The 22,679-nt window shown below is 62.8% G+C and carries 25 protein-coding genes and 1 tRNA gene; 17 read left to right on the forward strand and 9 right to left on the reverse strand.

Annotated features, from left to right (window positions below; translation table 11 throughout):
• Nucleotides 1–12 precede the first annotated feature (12 nt).
• Entirely contained in the window at nucleotides 13–1,740 is a 1,728-nt protein-coding gene (locus tag NKH93_RS18350) for an ABC transporter substrate-binding protein (protein WP_352971251.1), read from the forward strand.
• A gap of 145 nt (nucleotides 1,741–1,885) precedes the next feature.
• The gene (gene glpK, locus NKH93_RS18355; protein ID WP_352971254.1) at nucleotides 1,886–3,379 is read left to right on the forward strand and encodes a glycerol kinase GlpK; all 1,494 of its coding nucleotides are present in this window, start codon (nucleotides 1,886–1,888) and stop codon (nucleotides 3,377–3,379) included.
• A 78-nt stretch (nucleotides 3,380–3,457) separates the two neighbouring features.
• Here glpK and NKH93_RS18360 read toward each other — a convergent pair whose 3' ends face one another.
• Nucleotides 3,458–3,919: a BA14K family protein gene (locus NKH93_RS18360; protein WP_352766632.1), complete on the reverse strand. Its 462-nt coding sequence runs from the start codon at nucleotides 3,917–3,919 to the stop codon at nucleotides 3,458–3,460.
• On the opposite strand from NKH93_RS18360, the gene NKH93_RS18365 reads away from it, so the two are divergent.
• Entirely contained in the window at nucleotides 3,906–4,118 is a 213-nt protein-coding gene (locus NKH93_RS18365; protein ID WP_352816609.1) for a hypothetical protein, read from the forward strand. The two genes, NKH93_RS18360 and NKH93_RS18365, sit on opposite strands and share 14 nt — an antisense overlap.
• Before the next feature lie 109 nt (nucleotides 4,119–4,227).
• Nucleotides 4,228–4,303: transfer RNA gene (locus tag NKH93_RS18370), tRNA-Lys, on the forward strand.
• Nucleotides 4,304–4,391: 88 nt separating this feature from the next.
• Here NKH93_RS18370 and NKH93_RS18375 read toward each other — a convergent pair.
• From NKH93_RS18375 to NKH93_RS18395, 5 genes are read right to left on the reverse strand one after another with little or no spacing between them, the layout of a single operon-like run.
• Nucleotides 4,392–4,787 (reverse strand): hypothetical protein, encoded by a 396-nt coding sequence (locus tag NKH93_RS18375; RefSeq protein ID WP_352471679.1) that lies wholly within the window; start codon nucleotides 4,785–4,787, stop codon nucleotides 4,392–4,394.
• Nucleotides 4,788–4,833: 46 nt separating this feature from the next.
• Entirely contained in the window at nucleotides 4,834–5,958 is a 1,125-nt protein-coding gene (dprA, locus tag NKH93_RS18380; RefSeq protein WP_352971258.1) for a DNA-processing protein DprA, read from the reverse strand.
• Nucleotides 5,955–6,542 carry a glycerol-3-phosphate 1-O-acyltransferase PlsY gene (plsY, locus tag NKH93_RS18385; protein WP_352455728.1) on the reverse strand — a complete coding sequence of 196 codons (588 nt, stop codon included), beginning with the start codon at nucleotides 6,540–6,542 and terminating at the stop codon, nucleotides 5,955–5,957. The genes dprA and plsY overlap by 4 nt, the downstream gene beginning before the upstream one ends.
• A gap of 58 nt (nucleotides 6,543–6,600) precedes the next feature.
• The gene (locus NKH93_RS18390) at nucleotides 6,601–7,887 is read right to left on the reverse strand and encodes a dihydroorotase (protein WP_352971261.1); all 1,287 of its coding nucleotides are present in this window, start codon (nucleotides 7,885–7,887) and stop codon (nucleotides 6,601–6,603) included.
• Entirely contained in the window at nucleotides 7,887–8,849 is a 963-nt protein-coding gene (locus tag NKH93_RS18395; RefSeq protein ID WP_352448791.1) for an aspartate carbamoyltransferase catalytic subunit, read from the reverse strand. Before NKH93_RS18395 ends, NKH93_RS18390 begins: the two co-directional genes overlap by 1 nt.
• A gap of 155 nt (nucleotides 8,850–9,004) precedes the next feature.
• Between NKH93_RS18395 and NKH93_RS18400 the strand changes: the two genes are divergently transcribed.
• The 3 genes from NKH93_RS18400 (at nucleotide 9,005) to NKH93_RS18410 (ending at nucleotide 11,658) form a co-directional block, all read left to right on the forward strand.
• Complete coding sequence (locus NKH93_RS18400; protein ID WP_352971264.1) at nucleotides 9,005–10,633, forward strand: DNA alkylation response protein; 1,629 nt, start codon at nucleotides 9,005–9,007, stop codon at nucleotides 10,631–10,633.
• Between the two features lie 159 nt (nucleotides 10,634–10,792).
• On the forward strand, nucleotides 10,793–11,347 hold the full coding sequence (locus NKH93_RS18405) for a hypothetical protein (RefSeq protein WP_352971267.1): 555 nt from the start codon (nucleotides 10,793–10,795) through the stop codon (nucleotides 11,345–11,347).
• Nucleotides 11,347–11,658 (forward strand): DUF6105 family protein, encoded by a 312-nt coding sequence (locus NKH93_RS18410; protein ID WP_352471672.1) that lies wholly within the window; start codon nucleotides 11,347–11,349, stop codon nucleotides 11,656–11,658. Before NKH93_RS18405 ends, NKH93_RS18410 begins: the two co-directional genes overlap by 1 nt.
• Here NKH93_RS18410 and ruvX read toward each other — a convergent pair.
• Complete coding sequence (gene ruvX / locus NKH93_RS18415; RefSeq protein WP_352471671.1) at nucleotides 11,625–12,110, reverse strand: Holliday junction resolvase RuvX; 486 nt, start codon at nucleotides 12,108–12,110, stop codon at nucleotides 11,625–11,627. The two genes, NKH93_RS18410 and ruvX, sit on opposite strands and share 34 nt — an antisense overlap.
• Before the next feature lie 116 nt (nucleotides 12,111–12,226).
• Between ruvX and NKH93_RS18420 the strand changes: the two genes are divergently transcribed.
• The 6 genes from NKH93_RS18420 to NKH93_RS18445 all read left to right on the forward strand — a co-directional run bounded on the left by NKH93_RS18420 (nucleotide 12,227) and on the right by NKH93_RS18445 (nucleotide 16,606).
• The gene (locus NKH93_RS18420; protein WP_352471670.1) at nucleotides 12,227–12,934 is read left to right on the forward strand and encodes a metal-dependent hydrolase; all 708 of its coding nucleotides are present in this window, start codon (nucleotides 12,227–12,229) and stop codon (nucleotides 12,932–12,934) included.
• A 24-nt stretch (nucleotides 12,935–12,958) separates the two neighbouring features.
• Nucleotides 12,959–13,375: a hypothetical protein gene (locus NKH93_RS18425; protein WP_352471669.1), complete on the forward strand. Its 417-nt coding sequence runs from the start codon at nucleotides 12,959–12,961 to the stop codon at nucleotides 13,373–13,375.
• A 75-nt stretch (nucleotides 13,376–13,450) separates the two neighbouring features.
• The gene (gene gatC / locus NKH93_RS18430; RefSeq protein WP_023674910.1) at nucleotides 13,451–13,738 is read left to right on the forward strand and encodes an Asp-tRNA(Asn)/Glu-tRNA(Gln) amidotransferase subunit GatC; all 288 of its coding nucleotides are present in this window, start codon (nucleotides 13,451–13,453) and stop codon (nucleotides 13,736–13,738) included.
• 7 nt (nucleotides 13,739–13,745) lie between these two features.
• Complete coding sequence (locus NKH93_RS18435) at nucleotides 13,746–14,204, forward strand: GNAT family N-acetyltransferase (protein WP_352471668.1); 459 nt, start codon at nucleotides 13,746–13,748, stop codon at nucleotides 14,202–14,204.
• Nucleotides 14,204–15,769 carry an amidase gene (locus NKH93_RS18440; protein ID WP_352971270.1) on the forward strand — a complete coding sequence of 522 codons (1,566 nt, stop codon included), beginning with the start codon at nucleotides 14,204–14,206 and terminating at the stop codon, nucleotides 15,767–15,769. Before NKH93_RS18435 ends, NKH93_RS18440 begins: the two co-directional genes overlap by 1 nt.
• Nucleotides 15,770–15,796: 27 nt before the next feature.
• A complete protein-coding gene (locus NKH93_RS18445) occupies nucleotides 15,797–16,606 on the forward strand; it encodes a YdcF family protein (RefSeq protein WP_352766619.1) in 810 nt (269 codons plus the stop codon).
• Here NKH93_RS18445 and NKH93_RS18450 read toward each other — a convergent pair.
• On the reverse strand, nucleotides 16,543–17,298 hold the full coding sequence (locus NKH93_RS18450) for a DUF599 domain-containing protein (protein WP_352971273.1): 756 nt from the start codon (nucleotides 17,296–17,298) through the stop codon (nucleotides 16,543–16,545). The two genes, NKH93_RS18445 and NKH93_RS18450, sit on opposite strands and share 64 nt — an antisense overlap.
• A gap of 170 nt (nucleotides 17,299–17,468) precedes the next feature.
• Here NKH93_RS18450 and NKH93_RS18455 point away from each other — a divergent pair, with 170 nt between their 5' ends.
• The 4 genes from NKH93_RS18455 (at nucleotide 17,469) to NKH93_RS18470 (ending at nucleotide 20,950) form a co-directional block, all read left to right on the forward strand.
• Nucleotides 17,469–18,872: an L-serine ammonia-lyase gene (locus NKH93_RS18455; RefSeq protein WP_352816524.1), complete on the forward strand. Its 1,404-nt coding sequence runs from the start codon at nucleotides 17,469–17,471 to the stop codon at nucleotides 18,870–18,872.
• An 85-nt stretch (nucleotides 18,873–18,957) separates the two neighbouring features.
• The gene (locus NKH93_RS18460; protein ID WP_352466463.1) at nucleotides 18,958–19,395 is read left to right on the forward strand and encodes a DUF1489 family protein; all 438 of its coding nucleotides are present in this window, start codon (nucleotides 18,958–18,960) and stop codon (nucleotides 19,393–19,395) included.
• A gap of 125 nt (nucleotides 19,396–19,520) precedes the next feature.
• The gene (locus NKH93_RS18465) at nucleotides 19,521–20,252 is read left to right on the forward strand and encodes a vWA domain-containing protein (RefSeq protein WP_352971276.1); all 732 of its coding nucleotides are present in this window, start codon (nucleotides 19,521–19,523) and stop codon (nucleotides 20,250–20,252) included.
• Nucleotides 20,252–20,950: a DnaJ domain-containing protein gene (locus NKH93_RS18470; RefSeq protein ID WP_352471663.1), complete on the forward strand. Its 699-nt coding sequence runs from the start codon at nucleotides 20,252–20,254 to the stop codon at nucleotides 20,948–20,950. Before NKH93_RS18465 ends, NKH93_RS18470 begins: the two co-directional genes overlap by 1 nt.
• A 48-nt stretch (nucleotides 20,951–20,998) precedes the next feature.
• On the opposite strand, the gene NKH93_RS18475 is transcribed toward NKH93_RS18470, so the two are convergent.
• Nucleotides 20,999–22,387: a D-alanyl-D-alanine carboxypeptidase gene (locus NKH93_RS18475; protein WP_352971278.1), complete on the reverse strand. Its 1,389-nt coding sequence runs from the start codon at nucleotides 22,385–22,387 to the stop codon at nucleotides 20,999–21,001.
• Nucleotides 22,388–22,679 lie beyond the last annotated feature (292 nt).

Consider the following 22,679-nt stretch of genomic DNA (forward strand, 5'->3'; position numbering starts at 1 on the left):
TGGAGGAAATACATGCGACGGCAATTCTTGACATCAACAACTGCGCTTGTCCTATTGCTCGGGGCAAGCAATGCCTATGCCGGAATGGACGAGGCCAAGGCCTTCCTCGATAAGGAAATCGGGCCCCTTTCGACGCTTTCGCGCGCCGACCAGGAAGCCGAGATGCAATGGTTCATCGATGCCGCGAAACCTTTCGCCGGCATGGATATCAAGGTGGTTTCCGAAACCATCGCCACGCATCAGTATGAATCGCAGGTGCTGGCGCCGGCCTTTACGGCCATCACCGGCATCAAGGTTACGCATGACGTCATCCAGGAAGGCGACGTCGTCGAGAAGATCCAGACCCAGATGCAGACCGGCCAGAACCTCTATGACGGTTGGGTCAACGATTCCGATCTGATCGGCACGCACTGGCGCTACCAGCAGGTGCGCAACCTGACCGACTGGATGGCAGGCGACGGCAGGGATGTCACCAACCCGAATCTCGACCTGAAGGATTTCATCGGCACTTCGTTCACCACCGCGCCCGACAAGAAACTCTACCAACTTCCCGACCAGCAGTTCGCCAACCTCTACTGGTTCCGTTACGACTGGTTCAACGACGAGAAGAACAAGGCAGACTTCAAGGCCAAATACGGCTACGACCTTGGCGTGCCGGTGAACTGGTCGGCCTATGAGGACATTGCAGCGTTCTTCACCGGGCGTGAGATCGACGGCAAGAAGGTCTACGGCCATATGGACTATGGCAAGAAGGACCCGTCGCTCGGCTGGCGGTTCACGGACGCCTGGCTGTCGATGGCCGGCAATGGCGACAAGGGCATTCCGAACGGTCTGCCCGTCGACGAATGGGGCATCAAGGTCGACGAGAATTCGCGTCCGGTCGGTTCCTGCACGGCGCGCGGCGGCGACACCAATGGTCCGGCTTCCGTCTATGCCATCCAGAAGTACCTCGATTGGCTGAAGGCCTATGCACCGGCGGAAGCCCAAGGCATGACCTTCTCCGAATCGGGGCCAGTTCCGGCGCAGGGCGCGGTTGCCCAGCAGATCTTCTGGTACACCGCCTTCACCGCCAGCATGGTCGACGCCAGCGCCAAGGCGGTGCTGAACGACGACGGCACGCCGAAGTGGCGCATGGCGCCGTCGCCGCATGGCGTCTACTGGAAGGACGGCATGAAGCTCGGCTATCAGGACGTCGGTTCCTGGACGCTGATGAAGTCGACGCCGACCGACCGCGCCAAGGCCGCCTGGCTCTACGCGCAGTTCGTCACCTCGAAGACGGTCGACGTGAAGAAGAGCCATGTCGGCCTGACCTTCATCCGCGAGAGCACGATCCACGACAAGAGCTTCACCGAACGTGCGCCAAAGCTCGGCGGCTTGATCGAGTTCTACCGCTCGCCGGCACGCGTCCAGTGGTCGCCGACCGGCACCAACGTGCCGGACTATCCGAAGCTGGCACAGCTCTGGTGGCAGGCGATCGGCGATGCTTCGTCGGGCGCCAAGAGCGCGCAGGAAGCGATGGACTCGCTCTGCGCCGAGCAGGAAAAGGTGATGAGCCGCATCGAGAAGTCGGGCGTCCAGGGCGATATTGGCCCGAAGATGGCCGAAGAGCATGACCTCGCCTACTGGAATGCGGACGCGGTCAAGAAGGGCAATCTCGCTCCTCAGCTCAAGATCGAGAACGAGAAGGAAAAGCCGGTCACCATCAACTACGACGAGCTGGTGAAAAGCTGGCAGCAATAGGACCGTTTGATGCGGGCGTCCGCGCCCGCATCGCCACGCTCAGGGGAGGCGGCATGTTGCCGTCTCCCCTGTTTGCGTGAACGGCTCCGCGCCATCTGGCGTCGAGACATCGTAGCACCTTGAATTCGCTTCGACGGGAGAGAGAATGACCGGATATATCCTTGCAATTGACCAGGGGACGACATCGAGCCGGGCGATCCTGTTCGACGACAAGATGAAGGTCGTCGGCAGCGGGCAAAAGGAATTCACCCAATATTATCCGGCCTCCGGCTGGGTCGAGCACGATCCCGAGGAGATCTGGTCGAGTGTCGTGGAAACGGTAGAGGCTGCGCTGAAGACAGCCGGCCGCAACGCAGCGGAAGTCGCCGCGATCGGCATCACCAACCAGCGCGAAACCGTCGTCATCTGGGACAAGGAGACCGGCAAGCCGATCCACAACGCGATTGTCTGGCAGGACCGCCGCACCGCGCCGCTATGCCAGAAACTGAAGAAGCTGGGGCTGGAGAAGAAATTCACGAAAAAGACCGGCCTGCTGCTCGATCCCTATTTCTCCGGCACCAAGATCGCCTGGATGCTGGACAAGGTGAAGGGCGCCAGAAAACGCGCCGAGAAGGGCGAACTGCTGGCCGGCACCATCGACAGTTTTTTGATCTGGCGGCTGACCGGCGGCAATATCCACGCCACTGACGCCACCAATGCCTCGCGCACGCTGGTCTACAACATCGAACAAAACGCCTGGGATGACGAGCTGCTGGCCGTTCTTGGCATACCTGCAAGAATGCTGCCGCAGGTGAAAGATTGTGCCGATGATTTTGGAATAACCGACAAAAGCCTGTTTGGTGCAGAGATCAGAATCCTCGGTGTGGCCGGCGACCAGCATGCGGCGGCAATCGGCCAGGCCTGTTTCGAGCCAGGCATGATGAAGTCGACCTACGGCACCGGTTGCTTTGCGCTGCTCAACACCGGAAGCGATCTCGTGCGTTCTAAGAACCGGCTTTTGACCACCATCGCCTACAGGCTGAACGGCAAGACCACCTATGCGCTGGAGGGCTCGATCTTTATCGCCGGCGCCGCCGTGCAATGGCTGCGGGACGGCATCAAAGTGATCGGCAAGGCCGAGCAGAGCGGCAAATTGGCGGCGGAAGCCGATCCAACGCAGAACGTCTATCTGGTGCCGGCTTTCGTCGGGCTCGGCGCACCGCACTGGGATGCCGAGGCGCGCGGCGCCATCTTCGGGCTGACCCGCAATTCGGGGCCGGCGGAATTTGCCCGCGCGGCACTGGAATCCGTTGCGTTCCAAACGCGCGATCTGCTTGACGCCATGCGCCGGGACTGGAAAGGCGCCTCGGTCAAGACCGTGCTCAGGGTCGATGGCGGCATGGTGGCGTCGGACTGGACGATGCAGCGGCTGGCCGACATTCTCGATGCGCCGGTCGACCGGCCGACAATTCTCGAGACGACAGCACTCGGTGCGGCTTGGCTGGCCGGCTCGAAGGCGGGTGTCTGGCCGAAGGCCGCGGAATTCGCCAGGAGCTGGGCGCTCGAGCGCCGGTTCAAGCCGGACATGGATGCTTCGACACGTGCCGCCAAGCTGGCAGGTTGGCGCCACGCTGTGCGCAGGACGCTAAGTGCGCAATAGGCAGGGATGCCACCGGATTCGCACTAATGAAAAACCCGCGCCGTTGCGGGCGCGGGCTTGCAGCCTCTAATCTGGGACTCAGTAAGGCGACCGGCACTGCCGGCGCGGACCGTAGTTGGGCTGGTAAGTGTTGTCAGAAGCGCGATAGCTCCGATAATGATCATAGCACCACTGCACGTGGGCATCGCCACGATAGACACGATTCTGGTTGACAATCGCGCCGGTGATCAGCGCTCCGGTAGCAAACGCGGCCAGCGGGAACCAGAAGTCGCCGTGGCGGCGGTAGCCGGGACGGTAGTAGCGATAGCCGCGATGGCCACGCCAGTACATGCCGTCGTCACGCGAAAAATTGCGACGCGAGAAATCGCGATTGAAACCCCGGTGCCTCCGCCACGGCTCGTACTGGACGGTCTGGACATTCGAGGTGAGCCCCTGGGCAGGGGGCGCATAGCTGGGCTGAGCGTTGACTGGCACGATCTCCGCGGCAGCGAATGAGATCGAAAGGGTGGTCGCCAGCAGGCCCGACATGATCCTATTCATGATCTTCTCCTTGAAACGCGTGTCCCTTGTCGCGGAAAAACGGACAGGCTGCGCAAATTGTTCCGCCAAAAATCCCAAGTTGCTGATCTGCAAAGGTTCTCTCGATTCGCTGCTTGCGCTTGTCCCGCAAAGCGCGAGCTTCGGCCTTGCGCTAGAGGGAGGCAGTTCCGTCAACGCCGAAGCGCACCGCACGGCATGATGACGCCGCAGGAAAGTCCGGTTTGGGAGCCGTCTTTTTCCGGTTGACCGGCAGAGGCACTCTCCCTATGTTCCGCGCAATTTCGAGGGCGGCCTTTCTGAGCCCGCGGGAGCGCGTAGCTCAGCCGGTAGAGCAACTGACTTTTAATCAGTAGGTCATGGGTTCGAATCCCATCGCGCTCACCAAAATCAAGATTGTCCAACCCGGAGACATAGGTAACAGATTGTACCTAAGACATGGGTGACAACCTCGTGCCGAACGCATGCAGTGGCTTTAGCCGCCCGCCCCATCGTCCATCATCGTGCCGGTGAGCGCCTCATACGCTCTGCTGCACAGCTGTGAATGCGGACAATCCTTCAAGATAAGCACTGGCACCACGGTGAGAACCGCTGCGGCAAGGATTTGCAGGCAAAGACCGACGGCGCTTACCTTCCTGCCGAACACACCGGCCAGGAAAAAGTAGAGACCCTGGGCCATGCAGGCTGCCGTCAGAATGCCCAGAAGCGTGCTGGTCGCTCTTGCGAAGGGCGTTATGTAGCCGTCGGGAAAACCCGACATGCCGAGATCCATCGACCATTGCAGCGCCAGCATGACACTCAGTGCTGACCAGACGAGGGCCGTCATACGAGTGAACAGCATCTGCTTTGGTTTGTTGCTCGGATCGGCCATCGGAATCACGTCGGGATTGCTTGCGGTGACATGCGCAAGCTCTCGGTCAGATCAGCGAGACGTTGCCGCCGGGATGGCGTTCGAGCCGTCCGGCGAGGTCGAGCTCCAGCAGCACCATGAACACTTGAGCGGGATGCAGGCCGGTGTGACGGATGATCTCGTCGACTGCTACCGGCGTCGGGCCGAGCGCCTCGACGACGCGGTCGCGGTCGTCCTCGCGCGGCGGCGGTGTTGCTGAAAAGTCGGGCGGCTCTTCAAGCGGCGATGTCCTTGGCGACCAGCCGCCGACCAGCGGCGCTATCGCACTGGTGATATCGGCGGCCTCGGTGACAAGGATGGCGCCGTCCTTGAGCAGGCCATTGGTGCCGGCAGCGCGCGGATCGAGCGGCGAACCGGGAACGGCGAAAACCAGCCGGCCCATCTCGCCGGCAAGCCGGGCGCTGATCAGTGAGCCGGAGCGCTGTGCGGCCTCGACCACCACCAATCCCAATGCAGCACCGGCGACGAGCCGGTTGCGGCGCGGAAAATCCTGTGCGCGTGGCTGCCAGCCAAACGGCATTTCGGAAATGATGGCGCCGCCGCGCTCGGCGATCTCGTCGCACAGGCCGGCATTTTCGGGCGGGTAGGGCAAATCGAGGCCGCCGGCGAGCACGCCGATTGTGCCAGTCGCAAGGCTGCCCTGGTGCGCGGCCGTATCGATGCCGCGCGCCAGGCCGGAGACGATGCCATAGCCGTCGCGGCCAAGATCCGCCGCCAGCATCCGCGCCATCTTGATGCCGGCCAGCGATGCGTTGCGAGCGCCGACGATGGCGACCGCTGGCAAGCGGAACACCGCGCTATTGCCCCTGACCGCGAGCAGCGGCGGCGGATGATCCATGCTTTTCATCAGCGGCGGATAATCCGCTTCGCCGATGCCGACGAAGCGGGCGCCAGCCCGCCGGGCGGTCTCCAGCTCCGCCTCGGCCTCGGCAATGGACGGGATGCGGACGATTTTTTTGGCGCCACCCGAAATCATCAGCTCGGGCAGCATCGATAGCGCTGCTTCGGCCGAACCGAACCGGTTGATCAGGTCGCGAAAGGAAGCCGGGCCGACATTCGGCGTGCGGATCAGACGAAGCCAGCTCAGCCGCTGCCGGTCGCTGAGGCGCGGCCCGGCGTCGGGCTCGCTCACTCCTTGGCCCCGATCTTACCCTCGGTGCCGGCAAGCAGCCGCGCAATGTTGGCGCGGTGCTTTACGATGACGATTAGGCTCATCGCCGCGAAAAGCCCGGCAATCTGCGGCGTGCTCAGGAAATACAGCGCCATGGGCACCACGACTGCTGCCGTCAGTGCCGCAAGCGAGGAGAAGCGGAACAGGAAGGCCACCGCCAGCCAGACGACGGCGAAGATCAGCGCCGCCTGCCAGGCAAGGCCGATCAGCACGCCAAGGTAAGTGGCGACACCCTTGCCCCCCTTGAAGCCGAGCCAGACCGGAAAGAGATGACCTAAAAACGCGCCGAAGCCGGCCCAAAGTCCGAGCTCGGGCGCAAAGCGGCCTGCGATCAGCACCGCCGCGGTGCCTTTAAGGGCGTCGAGCAGAAGCGTGGCCGCGGCCAAGCTCTTGTTGCCGGTGCGCAGCACATTGGTGGCGCCGATGTTGCCGGAGCCGATGTTGCGCACGTCGCCGAGGCCGGCGGCACGGGTGATCAGCAGGCCAAACGGGATCGAGCCGAGAAGATAGCCGAACACCAATGCCAAGACGGGACTGTAAGCCATTGTTCCCCCGAACTTTCCTTGGCTGAGCGGATTTTAAGCCGTGACGCCTGTTTTCGTCCTAGGCCGAAAACACTGTGCGGCCCGCCACCATCGTTTGCAAGACCTTGCCTTGCAGTCGTGCGCCTTCGAAACAGGTGTTTTTCGAGCGTGAGCGGATGCCGCTCTCGCTGACGACCCATGGCTCGTCCAGATCGACGAGCGCAAGGTCGGCCAATGCCCCCGGTTTCAGCGTGCCGCCGGGCAGGCCGAACAATCTTGCCGGCGCGGTCGACAGTGTCTCGACCAGCCGGAGCAGCGTCACGTCGCCATTGTGATAGAGCCGCAGCGCTGCGCCTAGCAGCGTTTCCAGCCCGATGGCGCCGGCCGCGGCATCGGCAAAGGGCAGGCGCTTGGTGTCGACGTCCTGCGGGTCGTGGGAGGAGACGATGAGGTCGATGGTGCCGTCCTTGATCGCTTCGATCATCGCCAGCCGGTCTTCCTCGGCGCGCAGCGGCGGCGTCAGCCGGAAGAAGGTGCGGTACTCGCCGACATCATTCTCGTTGAGCGACAGATTGTGGATCGACACGCCTGATGTGACATTGGCGCCATCGGCTTTCGCGCGTGCTACCGCGCTTGCCGCCATAGCCGTCGAAATCTTGGCAGCGTGATAGGCGCCGCCGGTCAGGCGAGCCAACGCGAGATCGCGCTCCAAGGCGATCGATTCGGCTTCGCGCGGAATGCCGGCAAGGCCAAGCCAGCTTGCGTAAAGGCCTTCGTTCATCACGCCGGCCGAAGCGAGGTCGGCGTCTTGGGTTTCATGCGCGATGACGCCACCGAAATCGCGCGCATAGGTCAGCGCGCGGCGCATCACCAGCGCGCTGGCAATAGAATGCCGGCCATCGGTGAAGGCGACCGCGCCGGCCTCGCGCAGCAGGCCGAATTCGGTCATCTCGCGGCCTTCCAGCCCCTTGGTGATCGCTGCTGCCGGCAAGATGTTGACGATGGCGGTGTCCTTGGCGGTGCGCAGCACGAACTCGACCAGTGCGACATTGTCGATCACCGGGTCGGTATCGGGCATCATGACGATTGAGGTGACGCCGCCGGCCGCCGCAGCGATGCTCGCCGAAGCAATGGTCTCCCGGTGTTCGCCGCCGGGTTCGCCGATGAAGACGCGCGCGTCGATCAATCCGGGGATGATAGTCTTGCCGGCGCAGTCGATGATGGTGGCGCCGTCGGGCGCGCCCTGGTTCAAGGCCGCCTTGCCGGCGGCAACGATTTTGCGGCCTTCAACGATGACGGTGCCGACCTCATCGATGCCGCGCGACGGGTCGACGATGTGGGCCCGGCGGAAGACCGTAATGCTCATTAGGCGCGGCCCTCGTGATTTCGACGGGGGTCGAGCAGCGCTTCCATAACCGCCATGCGCACGGCGACGCCCATCTCAACCTGTTCCTGGATAACGCTTTGCGGGCCGTCGGCGATCTCGGAGGCGATCTCGACGCCGCGGTTCATCGGGCCGGGATGCATGACCAGCGCACCGTCCTTGGCCGCCTTCAGCTTCTCCGCGTCGAGGCCGAAATAGCGGAAATATTCGCGCACCGACGGTACGAAAGCGCCTTCCATGCGTTCGCGCTGCAGGCGCAGCATCATTACCACGTCGGCGTCCTTCAGACCCTCGGCCATGGAACGTGTGACGATGACGCCCATCTTCTCGATGCCGGCGGGCAAAAGCGTCGAAGGGGCGACGACCCTGACCTGGGCACCAAGCGCGTTGAGCAGGATGATGTTGGAGCGGGCCACGCGCGAATGCAGGATGTCGCCGCAGATCGCCACGATCAGCTTCGAGAGCGGACCCTTGACACGGCGGATGGTCAGTGCGTCGAGCAGCGCCTGGGTAGGGTGCTCATGGGCGCCGTCGCCGGCATTGACCACCGAACAGCCGACTTTTTGGGCAAGAAGTGCTGCCGCGCCGGCCGATTGATGGCGGATGATCAATATGTCGGGACGCATGGCATTCAGCGTCATCGCCGTATCGATCAGCGTCTCGCCCTTTTTCACCGACGAACTCGCTACGGACATGTTCATGACGTCGGCGCCGAGCCGTTTGCCGGCCAGCTCGAATGACGATTGCGTACGGGTCGAGGCTTCGTAGAAGAGATTGATTTGAGTGCGGCCGCGCAGCGTCGATGTCTTCTTGTCCGACTGCCGCGAGATGGCAACGGCCCTGTCCGCCCGGTCGAGCAGAAGCTCGATGTCGGCAGGGGAAAGGTCGCGGATGCCCAGAAGATGGCGGTGGGGATAAAGTGGCAGGGACGATGCGTCGGTCATCTCAAGTCGCTGCTATAGGGGGGAGGCTCCGCGGCTGCAAGCACTGGCTTGGGATTGGATTGGTTCTCCCCGGTATTTTCGTCGCGCGCCGCCGGCCATAGGCTATAAACCGCGATGACTTTGGATTCGCAGACTTCAGGTGATAAGGACGAAGCGTGACCGACGACGTGACCAACCAGCCGCCGCCGCTGGCCGGCGGCAACGCCTGGCGGGGCGATCCGTTGCTGATCCAGCTAGCCGAGCGCTTTTCCGATCCGGTGCGCAAGGACCTCGACGGGCTTGGCCGTTTCGTTCTGACCCATGAGGCGCAGGAACTGGCCCGTCTTGCCAATGTCGAGACGCCGAAGCTCAGGACCCACGACCGCCAGGGCCGGCGCATCGACCAGGTCGAGTTTCACCCCGCCTATCACGCACTGATGCGCCGCTCAGTCGCCAACGGGCTGCATTCGTCGGTCTGGGAGAATGGCGATGCCGAGATAGGCCGCCGCCATCAGGTGCGCGCCGCGCGCTTTTACCTCACGGCTGAGCTCGAGACCGGGCATCTCTGCCCGATCACCATGACCAGCGCTTCGCTGGCGGCGCTGATGGCCAGCCCGAAGCTGTTTCGCGAATGGGCGCCCCGGGTGACGACGCGCAAATACGATCAAAGCCAAAAGCCGCCGGTCGAAAAAGCCGGGCTGACACTCGGCATGGGCATGACCGAGAAGCAAGGCGGCACCGATGTCCGCGCCAACGTCACCAGGGCGGAGCGCGCGGGCAGCGGGTTTTATCGCCTGACCGGCCACAAATGGTTCATGTCGGCGCCGATGTCGGATGCCTTCCTGGTGCTCGGACAGGCGCCGGAGGGACTGTCGTGCTTTCTTGTTCCCCGCCTGCTCGGCGACGGATCCGGCAACGGCTTCCGCTTTCAGCGGCTGAAGGACAAGCTCGGCAACCGCTCCAATGCCTCGTCGGAGGTGGAATTCGTCAACGCTATCGGCGAGATGGTCGGCGAGCCGGGCGCGGGCGTGAAGACGATCATGGACATGGTGACCCTGACGCGGCTCGACTGTGCCGTCGCCTCATCGGCGATCATGCGGGCCGGACTGGCCGAGGCCGTCCACCACACGCGTCACCGCAAGGTGTTTGGAACCAATCTGGTCGAGCAGCCGCTGATGCAGCGTGTGCTGGCCGATATGGCGCTCGACGTTGCCGCCGCTACCGCGCTGTCGTTCCGGCTGGCGCGCTCCTTCGACGAGGCGGCCGGCGACCGCGGCGAGGCGGCCTTCGCGCGCGCCATGACGCCGGTCGTCAAATACTGGGTCTGCAAGATTGCGCCGCCGCTGCTCTATGAAGCGATGGAGTGCCTCGGCGGCAATGGCTATGTCGAGGAGGGGCCGCTCGCCCGCTACTATCGCGAAGCTCCGGTCAACGCGATCTGGGAGGGATCCGGCAACGTCATGGCGCTCGACGTGCTACGTGTGCTGGGGCGTGCACCCGGCCTGTTCGATGACGTGCTGGCCGGCATCGACCGCGATCTCGGCGCCGGCGGACGCGGCACCGTCGGCGTGCTCAAGGCGGCAATGCAGGTCGCTGCAACCGACGAGGGCTCGGCGCGGCTCTTGACCGAGCAATTGGCATTGTCGGCGGCGGCGGCAGAGCTTCGCAGGCTCGGGGCAGGGCGGATCGCCGACGCCTTCGTCGAAACGCGCCTCGCCGGCCAGTGGCGCAATACCTATGGCATGATCGATTCCCGCCATGATGCGCGCATGATCATCGATACGCTCTACCCGCCGATCAACTAAGGGCCGTCGCCCAATTCGCAGCCGCTCTCGCGAGCCTTTGGATGGCCGTTAACCTTAACGAATGGTTTCCATTGCGGCGGCCGGTGGCAAAGCCCAGTGTTATGGTTAAGGCAAGGATTGTTCAGCTTGAGCGGCTTTGCCCTGCGAAGCAGGAGCGTCATGCGGCATATTCTGAGCTCTTTTCTGGCATTGCATTGGGCGGCCGTTTTCGCCCTGCTGGCGTTCATTTGCATCGACGGGAATCGAGGCGTGGCGACGGCCCTTGGCGTACTGGGCGTTCCCGTCCAGAACACTCGATTTGCCGATCTCGAAAACGCCGTCGTCGTGGCGCCGCTCGCCGTGGCACTGCTTGTCGTCGCGGTGCTGTTCTGCTGGGCCTTTGTTGAAGCACTGACCAGCGACACGACCAACCCGGATCCCGCCGACAGCGTCATGCGAATCGCCTTCATTTCCGCCTTAGGCGTGCTGTCGCTGATCGTCATCGGCGGCGCCGCGCAAGGCATCAATGGGCTGTTCATGATTGTCGCGGTGCAATTGGCGGCACTTCTGGCGTCCTATGTCGCGGTGCTCGCGGAGCGGCGGTCGACCGTTGCCGCGGCAGTTCCAGGGACCGGCGAAATCCGAGCGGCCGCGCATGTCATGGCCAAGGCAGCGGCGCATAATTCCTCGCTTGCCCGCATTTCCGGCCGGCTGGATTCGAGGGATGACCGCTGATGCGCACCTTGTTCGCGCTGTGGGCGGCTCCGCTCCTCTTGTTTTGGGGCTGGTTCTTTCTGTCGCTCAACGACATCAATTTCGGCTATGTCATGCTGAGCCGCCAATTACACGATCTCGTCTTCCAGCTCTATGGACAGATGCTGGGCGTCGATCCGGCGCTCATTCCGGGCATGGTGGCGAAAGCTTGCGTATTCGACGGCGTGCTGCTGGTGGCGTTCTGGGCATTTCGCCGCCGCAAGACGATTGGTGGCTGGATCACGGCGATGCGCAACCGCTATTTCGACCAGGCATCGACGCCGAGCGCCTGAAGCCGGTCGAGAACGCCCTGGAGGATGAAAGCGGCCGCCGCTGAATCGATCTTGCCGGCGCGTTTCTTGCGGGAAAAATCCATCTCGATCAGTGTTCGCTCGGCCGCCACCGTCGACAGCCTTTCGTCCCAAAAGACGAACGGCAGATCGGTCAATCCAGCCATGTTGCGGACGAAAGCGCGGGATTTTTGGGCGCGCGGGCCTTCCGAGCCGTCCATGTTGATGGGGAGGCCGATTGCCACGGCGCCGGCATTCTCCTTCTGCAATAGGGCGAGCAGCACTGCGGCATCGAGCGAGAATTTCCTGCGCATGATGACGGGGCGCGGGTGCGCGAACGACAAGCCGCGGTCCGAAACCGCCACGCCGATCGTTTTGTCGCCAAGGTCGAGACCGGCCAGGGTCTTGCCGCCGCCCAGCCGGGCCGGCAACTCCTCGATGGTGATGATGCCCAACGGCTTTTCCTTTGACCGCGACGCCGCACGTCCTATACGCGCAAAGCGTGCGCGGCACTTTAATTTCGCCGTCGGCGTTCTATCCTCTACCGAAGCAAAAATCGAGGAAAGCATTGATGAAACTGACCTGGTACGGACATTCGGCATTCAGAATCGAAATCGAAGGCGCGAAAATCCTCATCGACCCCTATCTGGTCGGCAATCCGTCATGGGCGGGCGGCTGGGAAGGGCCGGCCGAAGGGATCACGCACGTGTTGCTCACCCATGGCCACAGTGACCACATCAGCGGCGCCGTCGAAGTGCTCAAGAAGAGCGGCGCGATGCTGGTCGCCAATTTCGAGATTTGCATGTACCTGGTCGGCAAGGGTGTCGGTGACAAGCAGATCAATCCCGGCAATATCGGCGGCACCGTCGATTGCGGCGGCTTCACCACCACCTTCGTTCAGGCTCTGCATTCATCGTCCTTTCCGGGCGAGGGTGGCCAGAATACCTATCTCGGCAATCCGGGCGGGCTCGTCCTGCACTTTCCCGAGGACAAGACGCTTTATCATATGGGCGACACCGACATTTTTTCCGACATGGCGCTGATCAACGAGTTGCACGAACCGAAGATCGGCATCGTGCCGATCGGCGACCGCTTCACCATGGGTGGCGCGGTAGCAGCCCTTGCCTGCCAGCGTTTCTTCAAGTTCGAGACGGTCGTTCCCGCTCACTTCGGCACATTTCCGATGATCGATCAGACTGCCGACAAATTCGTGGCCGGGCTGGATGGATCGGGTGTGAAAGTTGCGTTGCCGAAGATCGGCGAGACGATTACGCTGTAAAGAAAGCCGGTCCGGAACGATACGATGCGCTTGAGAAATTCTCTTTGCATTTCAATGCTGGTTGCCGCGTCGCCGACGCTGGCCGCGGAAAATTTCATCGAGGGCGTCTATCTGCAATCGGAGGACCTCTGCGCGCAGGCCAAAAAGGATACGCTGCAGACGGTGATCGAGGGCGGCAATATCGTGCTGTCGGCAAATGGCCTGGAAAGCATCGAATATAATTGTGAATTCCTGCAGATCACCAAAGCGACACGCTCACCGAGCTGGGCGGTGACCGCTATATGCCAGGAGCCGGGCTACGTCTTTCCCGATGTTCTCTCACTGACACAGATGAGCCCGAAGCAGATCGACCTGGTATCGGTTCGGCCTGCCGCCGACGAAGGCGAGCAGAGCGGCAACGGCGGCAGTTATTTCCTCTGCGACGGCGTGGCGATGCCATAGGGCAGTTGAAGGCACGATGCATGTTGCGTGGCACGCGCCGCGCCGCTATAGCGCTGGTTTTCCAGAGGCACAAACATGTCCGTTGATATAAAAACTGTGAAGCGCGTCGCGCATCTTGCCCGTATTGCGGTGAGCGAGGAGGATGCAGAGCGCATGACCGGCGAATTGAACGCCATTTTGGGCTTTGTCGAGCAGTTGAACGAGGTCGATGTTTCCGGCGTCGAGCCGATGACCTCGGTCACGCCGATGGCAATGAAAAAGCGCCAGGACGTCGTCACCGACGGCGGCAAGGCAGCCGACATCGTCGCCAATGCACCGGCGACCGAAGAAAATTTCTTCCTTGTGCCGAAGGTCGTGGAGTAGCAGGCCGATGGCAATCGACATCGCGGCTGAGACGCCGCTGCAGGACGATGTGCGTGGGCTGGTCGAGGAGCTCAACGCCACATTGCTGGAGCTGACGCCGCCGGAGCATTGCTACCATTTGACGGTCGAGCAGATGGCGGACCGCGACACGACCGTCTTCATCGCCCGCGACAACGGCCTTGCCATCGGTTGCGGCGCACTGAAGCGCCACGATGCTGTCGTCGGCGAGGTCAAGCGCATGTATACGCGACCTTCGCATCGCGGCCGCAAGATCGGCGCGAAGATTGTCGAGCGTATCGAGGCGCTGGCGCGCCAAGAAGGGCTTAAGCGTCTGGTTCTGGAGACGGGCGACCGTCATCCCGCCGCCTGGACCGTCTACGAACGCGCCGGTTTTTCGCGTTGCGGGCCGGTGCTGAATTATCCCGATTCCGAGTGGTCGGTGTTTTACGAAAAGAGCCTTGCCTGATGAGCGACCTTACCCAGCTGACGATTTCGCAGGCCCGCACCAAATTGCGCTCCAGAGAGATCACAGCCACCGAAATCACCGAGGCTTATCTATCGGCGGTCGAGCGAGCCAATCCGGCGCTCAATGCCTACGTCGTGGTCACCGACGACAAGGCGCGCGACATGGCCAAGACCTCCGACGCGAAACTGGCCAAGGGCGAGGGCGGGTCGCTCGAGGGTATCCCGCTCGGCATCAAGGATTTGTTCGGCACCGAAGGCGTCCACACCCAGGCCTGCAGCCATGTGCTGGACGGCTTCAAGCCGCGCTACGAATCGACGGTCACCGCCAATCTGTGGGCGGATGGTGCCGTCATGCTCGGCAAGCTCAACATGGACGAGTTCGCCATGGGCTCGTCCAACGAGACCTCGCATTACGGGCCGGTCATCAACCCGTGGCGGCGTTCGCGCCTCGACACGGTTGTGATGCCGACGACACATCAGGGCGAGGGCGGCTTCGTTTCGGCGGGCGGCACCAGGACCGCGCGCACGTTGGACAATGCCCAACTGGTGCCGGGCGGTTCGTCCGGAGGCTCGGCATCAGCGGTCTCGGCCTTCCTGTGCGCCGGCGCCACCGCCACCGACACCGGCGGCTCGATCCGCCAGCCCGCCGCCTTCACTGGCACAGTCGGCATCAAGCCGACCTATGGCCGCTGCTCGCGCTGGGGGATCGTAGCTTTCGCCTCTTCGCTCGACCAGGCCGGGCCGATCGCGCGCGACGTCCGCGATGCCGCGATCCTGTTGAAGTCGATGGCTTCGGTCGACCCGAAGGACACGACGTCCGTCGACCTGCCGGTGCCGGACTACGAGGCGGCGATCGGCCGCCCGATCAAAGGCATGAAGGTCGGCATCCCAAAGGAATATCGTGTCGACGACATGCCCGCGGAGATCGAGGCGCTGTGGCAGAAAGGCATTGCCTGGCTGCGGGATGCCGGCGCCGAGATCGTCGATATCTCGCTACCGCACACAAAATACGCGCTGCCGGCCTATTACATCGTGGCGCCGGCCGAAGCCTCGTCCAACCTCGCCCGTTACGACGGCGTCCGCTATGGCTTGCGCGTGCCCGGCAAGGACATTGTCGACATGTATGAAAAGACCCGCGCCGCCGGCTTCGGGCGGGAGGTCAAGCGCCGCATCATGATAGGCACCTATGTGCTTTCCGCCGGCTATTACGATGCCTACTATCTGCAGGCGCAGAAAGTTCGAACCCTGATCAAGCGTGACTTCGAAAATGTATTTGCAGCAGGCGTCGACGTCATCCTGACGCCGGCAACGCCTTCCGCTGCCTTCGGCATCGCCGACGAGGACATGGCCGCCGACCCGGTCAAGATGTATCTCAATGACATTTTTACGGTGACGGTGAACATGGCCGGCTTGCCAGGCATAGCGGTTCCAGCCGGGCTCGACGCCAAGGGGCTGCCGCTCGGCCTGCAGCTGATCGGCCGGCCTTTCGACGAGGAGACGCTGTTCCAGACCGCCCACGTCATCGAACAGGCGGCCGGCACATTTCAGCCGGAAAAATGGTGGTAGGATCGTTTCTCATCTGAGGGGTGAGGGATGTTCTTCTATGTCTCCAAGGTTCTGTGGCTCTTCGTCCAGCCGCTTAATCTCGCGATCATCCTGCTGCTGGCTGGATTGCTTGCGGCATTGGTCGGGCGCAAGAGGCTGTTTGCCACCGGCAGCGTGCTGGCATTCCTTGTCCTTGGACTCTCGGCGTGGACCTCGCTCGGCGCAGTGATGCTTAATCCGCTCGAGGAGCGTTTCCCTAGGCCAGCCCTGCCGGAACGAGTTGACGGAATCATTGTGCTCGGCGGCGGTATGGAGAGCGCCATCAACTTCGTCCGCAGCGGCTATGAACTCAACGCCAGTGGCGATCGAATGGTCGAGGCAGCGGTGCTGGCACTGCGTTTTCCGACAGCTAAGGTCGTCATTTCAGGTGGCCCCATTGCAATGGTCCGCGAAGACGAGGGCGATGCGGCGACAGCTCCACGCCTGTTCACTGCGCTCGGCGTGACGGCCGATCGGCTGGTCCTTGAGGGCAAATCACGCAACACCTACGAGAATGCGGTCTTCACCAAGCAACTGATCACGCCAAAACCGGGCGAGACCTGGCTGCTGGTGACCTCGGCCTTCCACATGCCGCGCGCCAAGGCGCTGTTCGACAAAGCCGGCTTTCCGACGGTTCCGTGGCCGGTCGACTACCGCACCTCCGGCAAGGAAGGCATCGGCCTGTTCCGCACGGATGCCAACGAAGCACTGCAGACCACAACCATCGCGACCCGTGAATGGATCGGGCTGATTGCCTACTGGCTGTCAGGCCGGATAGACCGGCCTTTTCCGGCGCCGGATGTTGGGCCGGGCGGCTGACCGAGCACTGCTTGTCGCGCCGCGGAGAAAAACTGCCGGCGCACCAGCACCGCCAGGAGCAGCAGCGTCGACAGGACGAACACCGTGGGATCGACGAACCAGCCGAGATAGCCGATCGAGAAGAACACGCCGCGCAGGCCCGAATTGAAATGCTTTCCGGCCAACATGTTCATGCGCGCGGCACGCCACACCGCCGTTTCGGTGACCGGATTGCGCGACGCCTCGCCATGCGGAATCGGCACGGCGCCGATCAGGATCGAGCAATAGTTGAACAGCCGGTAAGCCCAGCCGAATTTGAAGAAGGAAAAGGCCAGGATCAGCACCAGCCCGAGCACCTTCGTCTGGAAGGCTGCGCGTGAGGACGTGGCGCCAAACGGCAGGTCGCTCAGCACGGTCAGAACCTGATCGGAGGCGCCGAGCAGGGCAAAACAGCCGCCGATCGCAATCAGCGAACTGGAGGCAAAGAAGGCGGTCCCCTGTTGCAGCCCGCTCATGATGGCGGTGTCGACGATGCGGATCTCGCGTTCGGCCATGGTCCGCATCCAGGCCTCGCGCTGCGTGTTCATAGCCCTCGTCAGCGACATGCGGCTGACCAGCATTCCATCGGCGGCGAGCGTATGCAGCACCCACGCGGTAAGGAAGAACCCCAGCGCCGCAAGGTCGGCCGTCGATAGGTGAAAGGAATCGCTCATGCGTTGCTTTTACCACAGGCGGCAGTAACGCTTCGATGGCCGAAGCTGGAATGTCGCTGCCGGAGCAAACAAGGTCGGCAGGCGCAGCGCCGCAATCTTCAAAACAGCGGAAAACACGATGGGAATTCCTATATGTAGACCTCAACAGGGTCCCAGGAGAAAACGCCCACGTGTTCCTTTCGGTTTTCGACTTGTTCAAGATCGGCATCGGCCCATCGAGTTCGCACACGATGGGGCCGATGACGGCCGCGCGGCGGTTTCTCGACGAGATTGCGGGAGACGACTGGCCGCGCCCGGCCGGCGCCAAGGTCGACCGGATCGCTGCCAGCCTGCATGGCTCGCTCGCCTATACCGGCATCGGCCATGGCTCCGATCGTGCCGTGGTGCTCGGCCTCGCCGGCCAGACGCCGCAGACGGTGGATCCCGACCTAGCAGACGGCATCGTCGCTGGCATCGCCGCCGAGAAGCGGATTTCGCCGCCCGGCCATCCGTCCTACCGTTTCGACCCGGCAACGGATCTTGTGCTGGATCGCAAGACGCCGCTGCCGGGTCACGCCAATGGCATGGCGTTTTCTGCCCATGATGCCGGCGACCGGTTGCTGCTGAGGCGCGTCTACTATTCGATCGGCGGCGGCTTCGTAGTGTCCGAGGAAGAACTGCAGCGGATCAAGGCGAGGGGCTCGGCGACAACCGAAGGCAAGAAGGTTCCGTATCCGTTCAAGAACGCCGTCGAAATGCTGTCCATGGCAGCGAAAAGCGGGCTTTCCATTGCCGAGATGAAGCGCGTCAACGAGGAGACACAGATGTCGCGCGGGGAGCTCGACGCCGGCCTCGACGGCATCTGGAGCGCCATGAAGGGCTGCATCGAGCGCGGCCTGTCGCAAGACGGCATCATGCCGGGCGGACTCAAGGTGCGCCGCCGTGCCCGGATGCTGCACGACAAGCTGCAGGAGCAATGGCAGCAGAACCGGCCTAACCCGCTGCTCGCCAACGACTGGCTGTCGATCTATGCGATGGCGGTCAATGAGGAGAACGCTGCCGGCGGCCGTGTCGTCACCGCGCCAACCAATGGGGCGGCCGGCACTCTGCCCGCAGTGCTGCGCTACTGGTTGCATTTCCATCCCGAAGCCGACCAGCCCAGCATCCGCGATTTCCTGCTGACGGCGGCGGCCGTCGGCGGCATCATCAAAACCAATGCTTCGATCTCGGGGGCGGAAGTCGGCTGCCAGGGCGAGGTCGGTTCGGCTTCGGCAATGGCTGCGGCGGGATTGTGCGCCGTCATGGGCGGCACGCCCGAGCAGGTCGAGAATGCTGCCGAGATCGCGCTGGAACATCATCTCGGCATGACCTGCGATCCGGTCGGCGGCCTGGTGCAGGTGCCGTGTATCGAGCGCAACGCGCTTGGTGCCGTCAAGGCGGTGACCGCCGCTTCGCTGGCCATCAAGGGCGACGGCGTTCATTTCGTGCCGCTCGATGCCGCGATCGAGACGATGCGCCAGACCGGCCTCGACATGAACGAAAAGTACAAGGAAACCAGCCTTGGCGGATTGGCCGTCAATGTCGTGGAGTGCTGAGCGCCAATCTGGCGGCATGGACCACCACTGTGGAGAAGTCGATCAGGCCGTTGACGCGTTCGCGTGCTGGACTAAACCTTAAACGATGTCTCTCAATCTCATAAAGCTTTGCGTCGGCTGTGACAGCGTCGAGGATCTGGAAGAGTGGATTGCCTTCCGTCTCGACGAGCGGCGCCGCGCCGGCGAACCGGCCGAGCACTACCACACCACCCGCATGGTGCCGACGCGTGGCGCCGAGATTACCGACGGCGGCTCGCTCTACTGGGTGATCAAGGGCAATGTCCAATGCCGCCAGCTGATCACCGAAATCCGGCCCTTCACCGATGACGAGGGCATCGGCCGTTGCCATCTGATCCTCGATCCCGAGGTCGTGCGCACTGACTGGCAACCGCGCCGTGCATTCCAGGGGTGGCGCTACCTGAAGCCGGCGGACGCGCCGGCCGATCTCGGCAAGGGCAAAGCCGGGCTGATCGAGATGCCGCCGAAGCTCAGGCGTGAGCTTGCCGATCTCGGCCTGCTCTGACGCCGAGAAACGCAAACGCCAAGACCACCAGCCGAAGCGCTGTCCGCAGGTGCCATCATCACAGGTCCTCCAGGTCGCCTCATCTGGGCTTGCAAGCCGGGGAACAACGCCACATCTTGAATGTCATGAGCGACAAGAAGCAGCCCGTGCCTGCAAGGGCCAATCCTGCGCCGGTCGAGTCTCAATCGAGCACCGGCGAGATCGACGCGTTTCTCCGTCAGGCAAGGACGCTCGCTGCATCCGCCACCGGTTCAGGCAGGCTGATCCTGTCCCTCGACGCGACAATGAGCCGCCAGCCGACCTGGGATCTCGCCTGTGCGCTGCAGGCCGAGATGTTCGACGCCGTCGGCAAGGCCGGGGCGCTCAAGGTTCAACTTGTCTATTTTCGCGGCCTTGGCGAGTGCCGCTCATCCGCATTCGTCACCGATACCGCAGCTCTGAAACAGCTGATGACGCGCATCAACTGCCGCAGCGGCCATACCCAGATCGGCAAGGTGCTCGCCCACGCGCTGAAACAGACGGCGGCGGCCAAGGTCAACGCGCTGGTCTATATCGGCGACGCGATGGAAGAAAACATAGATGATCTGGCCGAAAAGGCCGGCAGCCTCGGTCTGCACGGCGTTCCTGTCTTCGTCTTTCAGGAGGGCCATGATGCCGCTGCGGAAAAGGCGTTCAGGGAAATTGCGCGGCTGTCGAAAGGGGCCTGGTTCCGGTTCGATCGGCGGGCTGCCGCGACGTTGGCCGGCCTGCTTTCGTCCGTCGCCGTGTTTGCGACCGGCGGGCTGAAGGCACTGGAGGCCCGGGGTAGGCCGGAGGACCGACTGATGATCGAGCATATGCGGGGCGGCGGAAACTGATGGGCGCGATTATCGCTTTCGTAGCATTGCTTCTGGTGTTTCTCGGCATGCTCACCATCTTCCTGCGCGCCGATCCGGCGAAGCTTGCAGGCGGCATGAGGACGCTTGGACCTGTGCTGCTCGCGCTGGTCGGCGTCGCCGTGCTGCTGGTCGGGCGCGAGGGCATCGGGGGCTTGATCCTGTCGGCTGCGCTCGCCTGGTACGGCTCCATGCGCATGAATCGGCCGGCAGCCAAACTGGCGGCAGGCAAGCGTTCGACAGTTCGTACGGCGGCGCTTGAGATGGAACTCGATCACGATACCGGCGGCCTCGAAGGCCTTGTGCTGGCCGGGCGCCATGAAGGCAAGATGCTTGGCTCGATGGGGCTTGCCGAATTGCAGCAACTCTATCGCGAACTCTCCGGCGATCCGGAGAGCCGCCAATTGCTAGAGACGTATCTTGACGGCCGATTTCCCATCTGGCGCAAAGACGCTGATGCGAATGGTGGCGAAGGGCTGGGTGTTGCGCCAGGTTCTGGCGCCATGACTAAGGAGGAGGCCTACAAGATCCTTGGTCTTGAAGCGGGGGCTGCCGCGGCGGATGTCCGCAAGGCGCACCGCCGCCTGATGCAGCGCCTGCACCCCGATATCGGTGGCACGTCTTTCCTGGCGGCGCGGATCAATGAAGCCAAGGACGTCTTGCTCTCCAATCACAACTAGTCTCCTTCGACGCAAGAACTTCGGGACAGATATCGTTTCGCGCGCCGCTTACTGCTGGACGGCGTAGCACTCGATCTTCTTCTTTTTCAAAGCGTTGCAGGCTTTCCAGGCAGCCGTCTTCGAACCGAAACCACCGAACCGGGCGCGGTAGTAGGTGACACCGTCCTTGTCGAAGGCGACGGTGAAACCGGAGGCATCGGTCAGAACGGAGGGCGCCTGCTTCGTCGCTTTGTCGAGGAAAGCCTTCGCTTCGGCCTGTTTTGGCGAAGAGGCGACCTGTATTGCCCAGCCGGATGGCACCGACGCCGTGCTGACCGGATCGACCTCTGCCGCCGGTTCGGCATAGGCTGCGGCGACCCGGGCTGTCGCCACGTCGTCCACCGTCGACACAGCCGTCGTCTTGACCCTCTTGGCCTGAACGACCGGAGCGGTCTCTACAACGACGGGCGCATTTTCCTCGACAAGAGAGGCAACGGCATCGTCGTCCGGCTTACTGTCCGGTGTCGGCGCGTCATGCTTCGGTAGAAGCACCTTGGCCAAGGCTGAAATCGGATTGCCGCCGCCGGCCTTGGCAATCAGCACGCCGCCGCCGCGCGACGACGCCTGCGGCATGTAGGCATTGATCAACCCGGCCATCTGGCTGTCGCGGCTGCCTCCGGACCTGCCGCCCATGACCACCGCTACGATGCGCCGATCGCCATCCGAGACCGAGGAGACCAGATTGTAACCGGAGGCGCGGGTGTAACCGGTCTTGATGCCGTCGACGCCCTTGATGCGTCCGAGCAGACGATTGTGGCCGTTGATGCGCTGCCGCCCGTAAAGAAAGGAGCGCTGCGAGAAATAGCCGTAATATTGCGGGAAATGCTCTCTCAGGGCGATGCCGAGCATCGCCATGTCGCGCGCGGTCGTGAACTGGCCGGGATCAGGCAAGCCGTTGGCGTTGCGGAAAACGGTTCCCCTCATGCCCAGCGCCCGCGCCTTGGCGGTCATCATGCGGGCGAAATTGGCTTCGTTGCCGCCGAGCGTCTCGCCAAGCGCCGTTGCGGAATCGTTTGCCGATTTGGTCACCATCGACAGGATCGCGGTCTCGACCGTGACCGAGCCGCCCCGCTTGACGCCGAGCTTCGTCGGCGGTTCGGCAGCGGCATTGGCCGAGAACACGACCGGGGAATTCTTGCTGATCCTGCCCTTCGCCAACGCCTCGAACGTCAGATAGAGCGTCATCATCTTGGTAAGCGAAGCCGGATAGCGCCGGCCATCGGCATCCGACGAATAAAGCACCTTGCCGGTCTTGGCATCGATGACGATGGCCGCCGACTTGGCCGCCATGGATGAAGCCGCGTCCGCGACGACGAAGCTCATCGCCATGGCGAGGATCATGATCGTTTTGAAGGGGGACACGGATTTGGAAACGAAGCCCGACAACGCCTTACGCACTGATAGTTCCTTTGAATTTCCGTTGCCTTGGAGGCGGCAAAGGGTCCTGCCTCACCTCCGGCCACGCTAACGCAAGCAGCGTTACCAATCCGTTTATGGTAACCGCCGCGTTCACCATTTTCTGTGGGATTGAGCTTCTCTTTATTCGAATCTTAGCGAATGCCGGCAGCTCACGATCCGCATTGCCGCGGGAATCTTGACTTTTGTGCACTGCACAATATATTTACACGCATTGCACAACGCGGCCCGGACAAGCCGCGTCTATCGTCCAAGGCAACCGTTCAAGGGAATG

This window comes from Mesorhizobium sp. M0954 (assembly GCF_040319155.1).
Classification (GTDB): domain Bacteria; phylum Pseudomonadota; class Alphaproteobacteria; order Rhizobiales; family Rhizobiaceae; genus Mesorhizobium.

Coding starts and splice junctions, on each gene's coding strand:
- NKH93_RS18465 (WP_352971276.1), top strand. CDS start 19,521: ATGAGCGACAAGAAGCAGCCCGTGCCTGCAAGGGCCAATCCTGCGCCG.
- NKH93_RS18435 (WP_352471668.1), top strand. CDS start 13,746: ATGGCAATCGACATCGCGGCTGAGACGCCGCTGCAGGACGATGTGCGT.
- NKH93_RS18410 (WP_352471672.1), top strand. CDS start 11,347: ATGCGCACCTTGTTCGCGCTGTGGGCGGCTCCGCTCCTCTTGTTTTGG.
- glpK (WP_352971254.1), top strand. CDS start 1,886: ATGACCGGATATATCCTTGCAATTGACCAGGGGACGACATCGAGCCGG.
- NKH93_RS18470 (WP_352471663.1), top strand. CDS start 20,252: ATGGGCGCGATTATCGCTTTCGTAGCATTGCTTCTGGTGTTTCTCGGC.
- NKH93_RS18350 (WP_352971251.1), top strand. CDS start 13: ATGCGACGGCAATTCTTGACATCAACAACTGCGCTTGTCCTATTGCTC.
- plsY (WP_352455728.1), bottom strand. CDS start 6,542: ATGGCTTACAGTCCCGTCTTGGCATTGGTGTTCGGCTATCTTCTCGGC.
- NKH93_RS18440 (WP_352971270.1), top strand. CDS start 14,204: ATGAGCGACCTTACCCAGCTGACGATTTCGCAGGCCCGCACCAAATTG.
- NKH93_RS18425 (WP_352471669.1), top strand. CDS start 12,959: ATGCGCTTGAGAAATTCTCTTTGCATTTCAATGCTGGTTGCCGCGTCG.
- NKH93_RS18460 (WP_352466463.1), top strand. CDS start 18,958: ATGTCTCTCAATCTCATAAAGCTTTGCGTCGGCTGTGACAGCGTCGAG.
- NKH93_RS18395 (WP_352448791.1), bottom strand. CDS start 8,849: ATGACCGACGCATCGTCCCTGCCACTTTATCCCCACCGCCATCTTCTG.
- NKH93_RS18365 (WP_352816609.1), top strand. CDS start 3,906: ATGATCCTATTCATGATCTTCTCCTTGAAACGCGTGTCCCTTGTCGCG.
- NKH93_RS18405 (WP_352971267.1), top strand. CDS start 10,793: ATGCGGCATATTCTGAGCTCTTTTCTGGCATTGCATTGGGCGGCCGTT.
- NKH93_RS18450 (WP_352971273.1), bottom strand. CDS start 17,298: ATGAGCGATTCCTTTCACCTATCGACGGCCGACCTTGCGGCGCTGGGG.
- NKH93_RS18375 (WP_352471679.1), bottom strand. CDS start 4,787: ATGGCCGATCCGAGCAACAAACCAAAGCAGATGCTGTTCACTCGTATG.
- NKH93_RS18420 (WP_352471670.1), top strand. CDS start 12,227: ATGAAACTGACCTGGTACGGACATTCGGCATTCAGAATCGAAATCGAA.
- NKH93_RS18445 (WP_352766619.1), top strand. CDS start 15,797: ATGTTCTTCTATGTCTCCAAGGTTCTGTGGCTCTTCGTCCAGCCGCTT.
- NKH93_RS18360 (WP_352766632.1), bottom strand. CDS start 3,919: ATGAATAGGATCATGTCGGGCCTGCTGGCGACCACCCTTTCGATCTCA.
- gatC (WP_023674910.1), top strand. CDS start 13,451: ATGTCCGTTGATATAAAAACTGTGAAGCGCGTCGCGCATCTTGCCCGT.
- NKH93_RS18390 (WP_352971261.1), bottom strand. CDS start 7,887: ATGAGCATTACGGTCTTCCGCCGGGCCCACATCGTCGACCCGTCGCGC.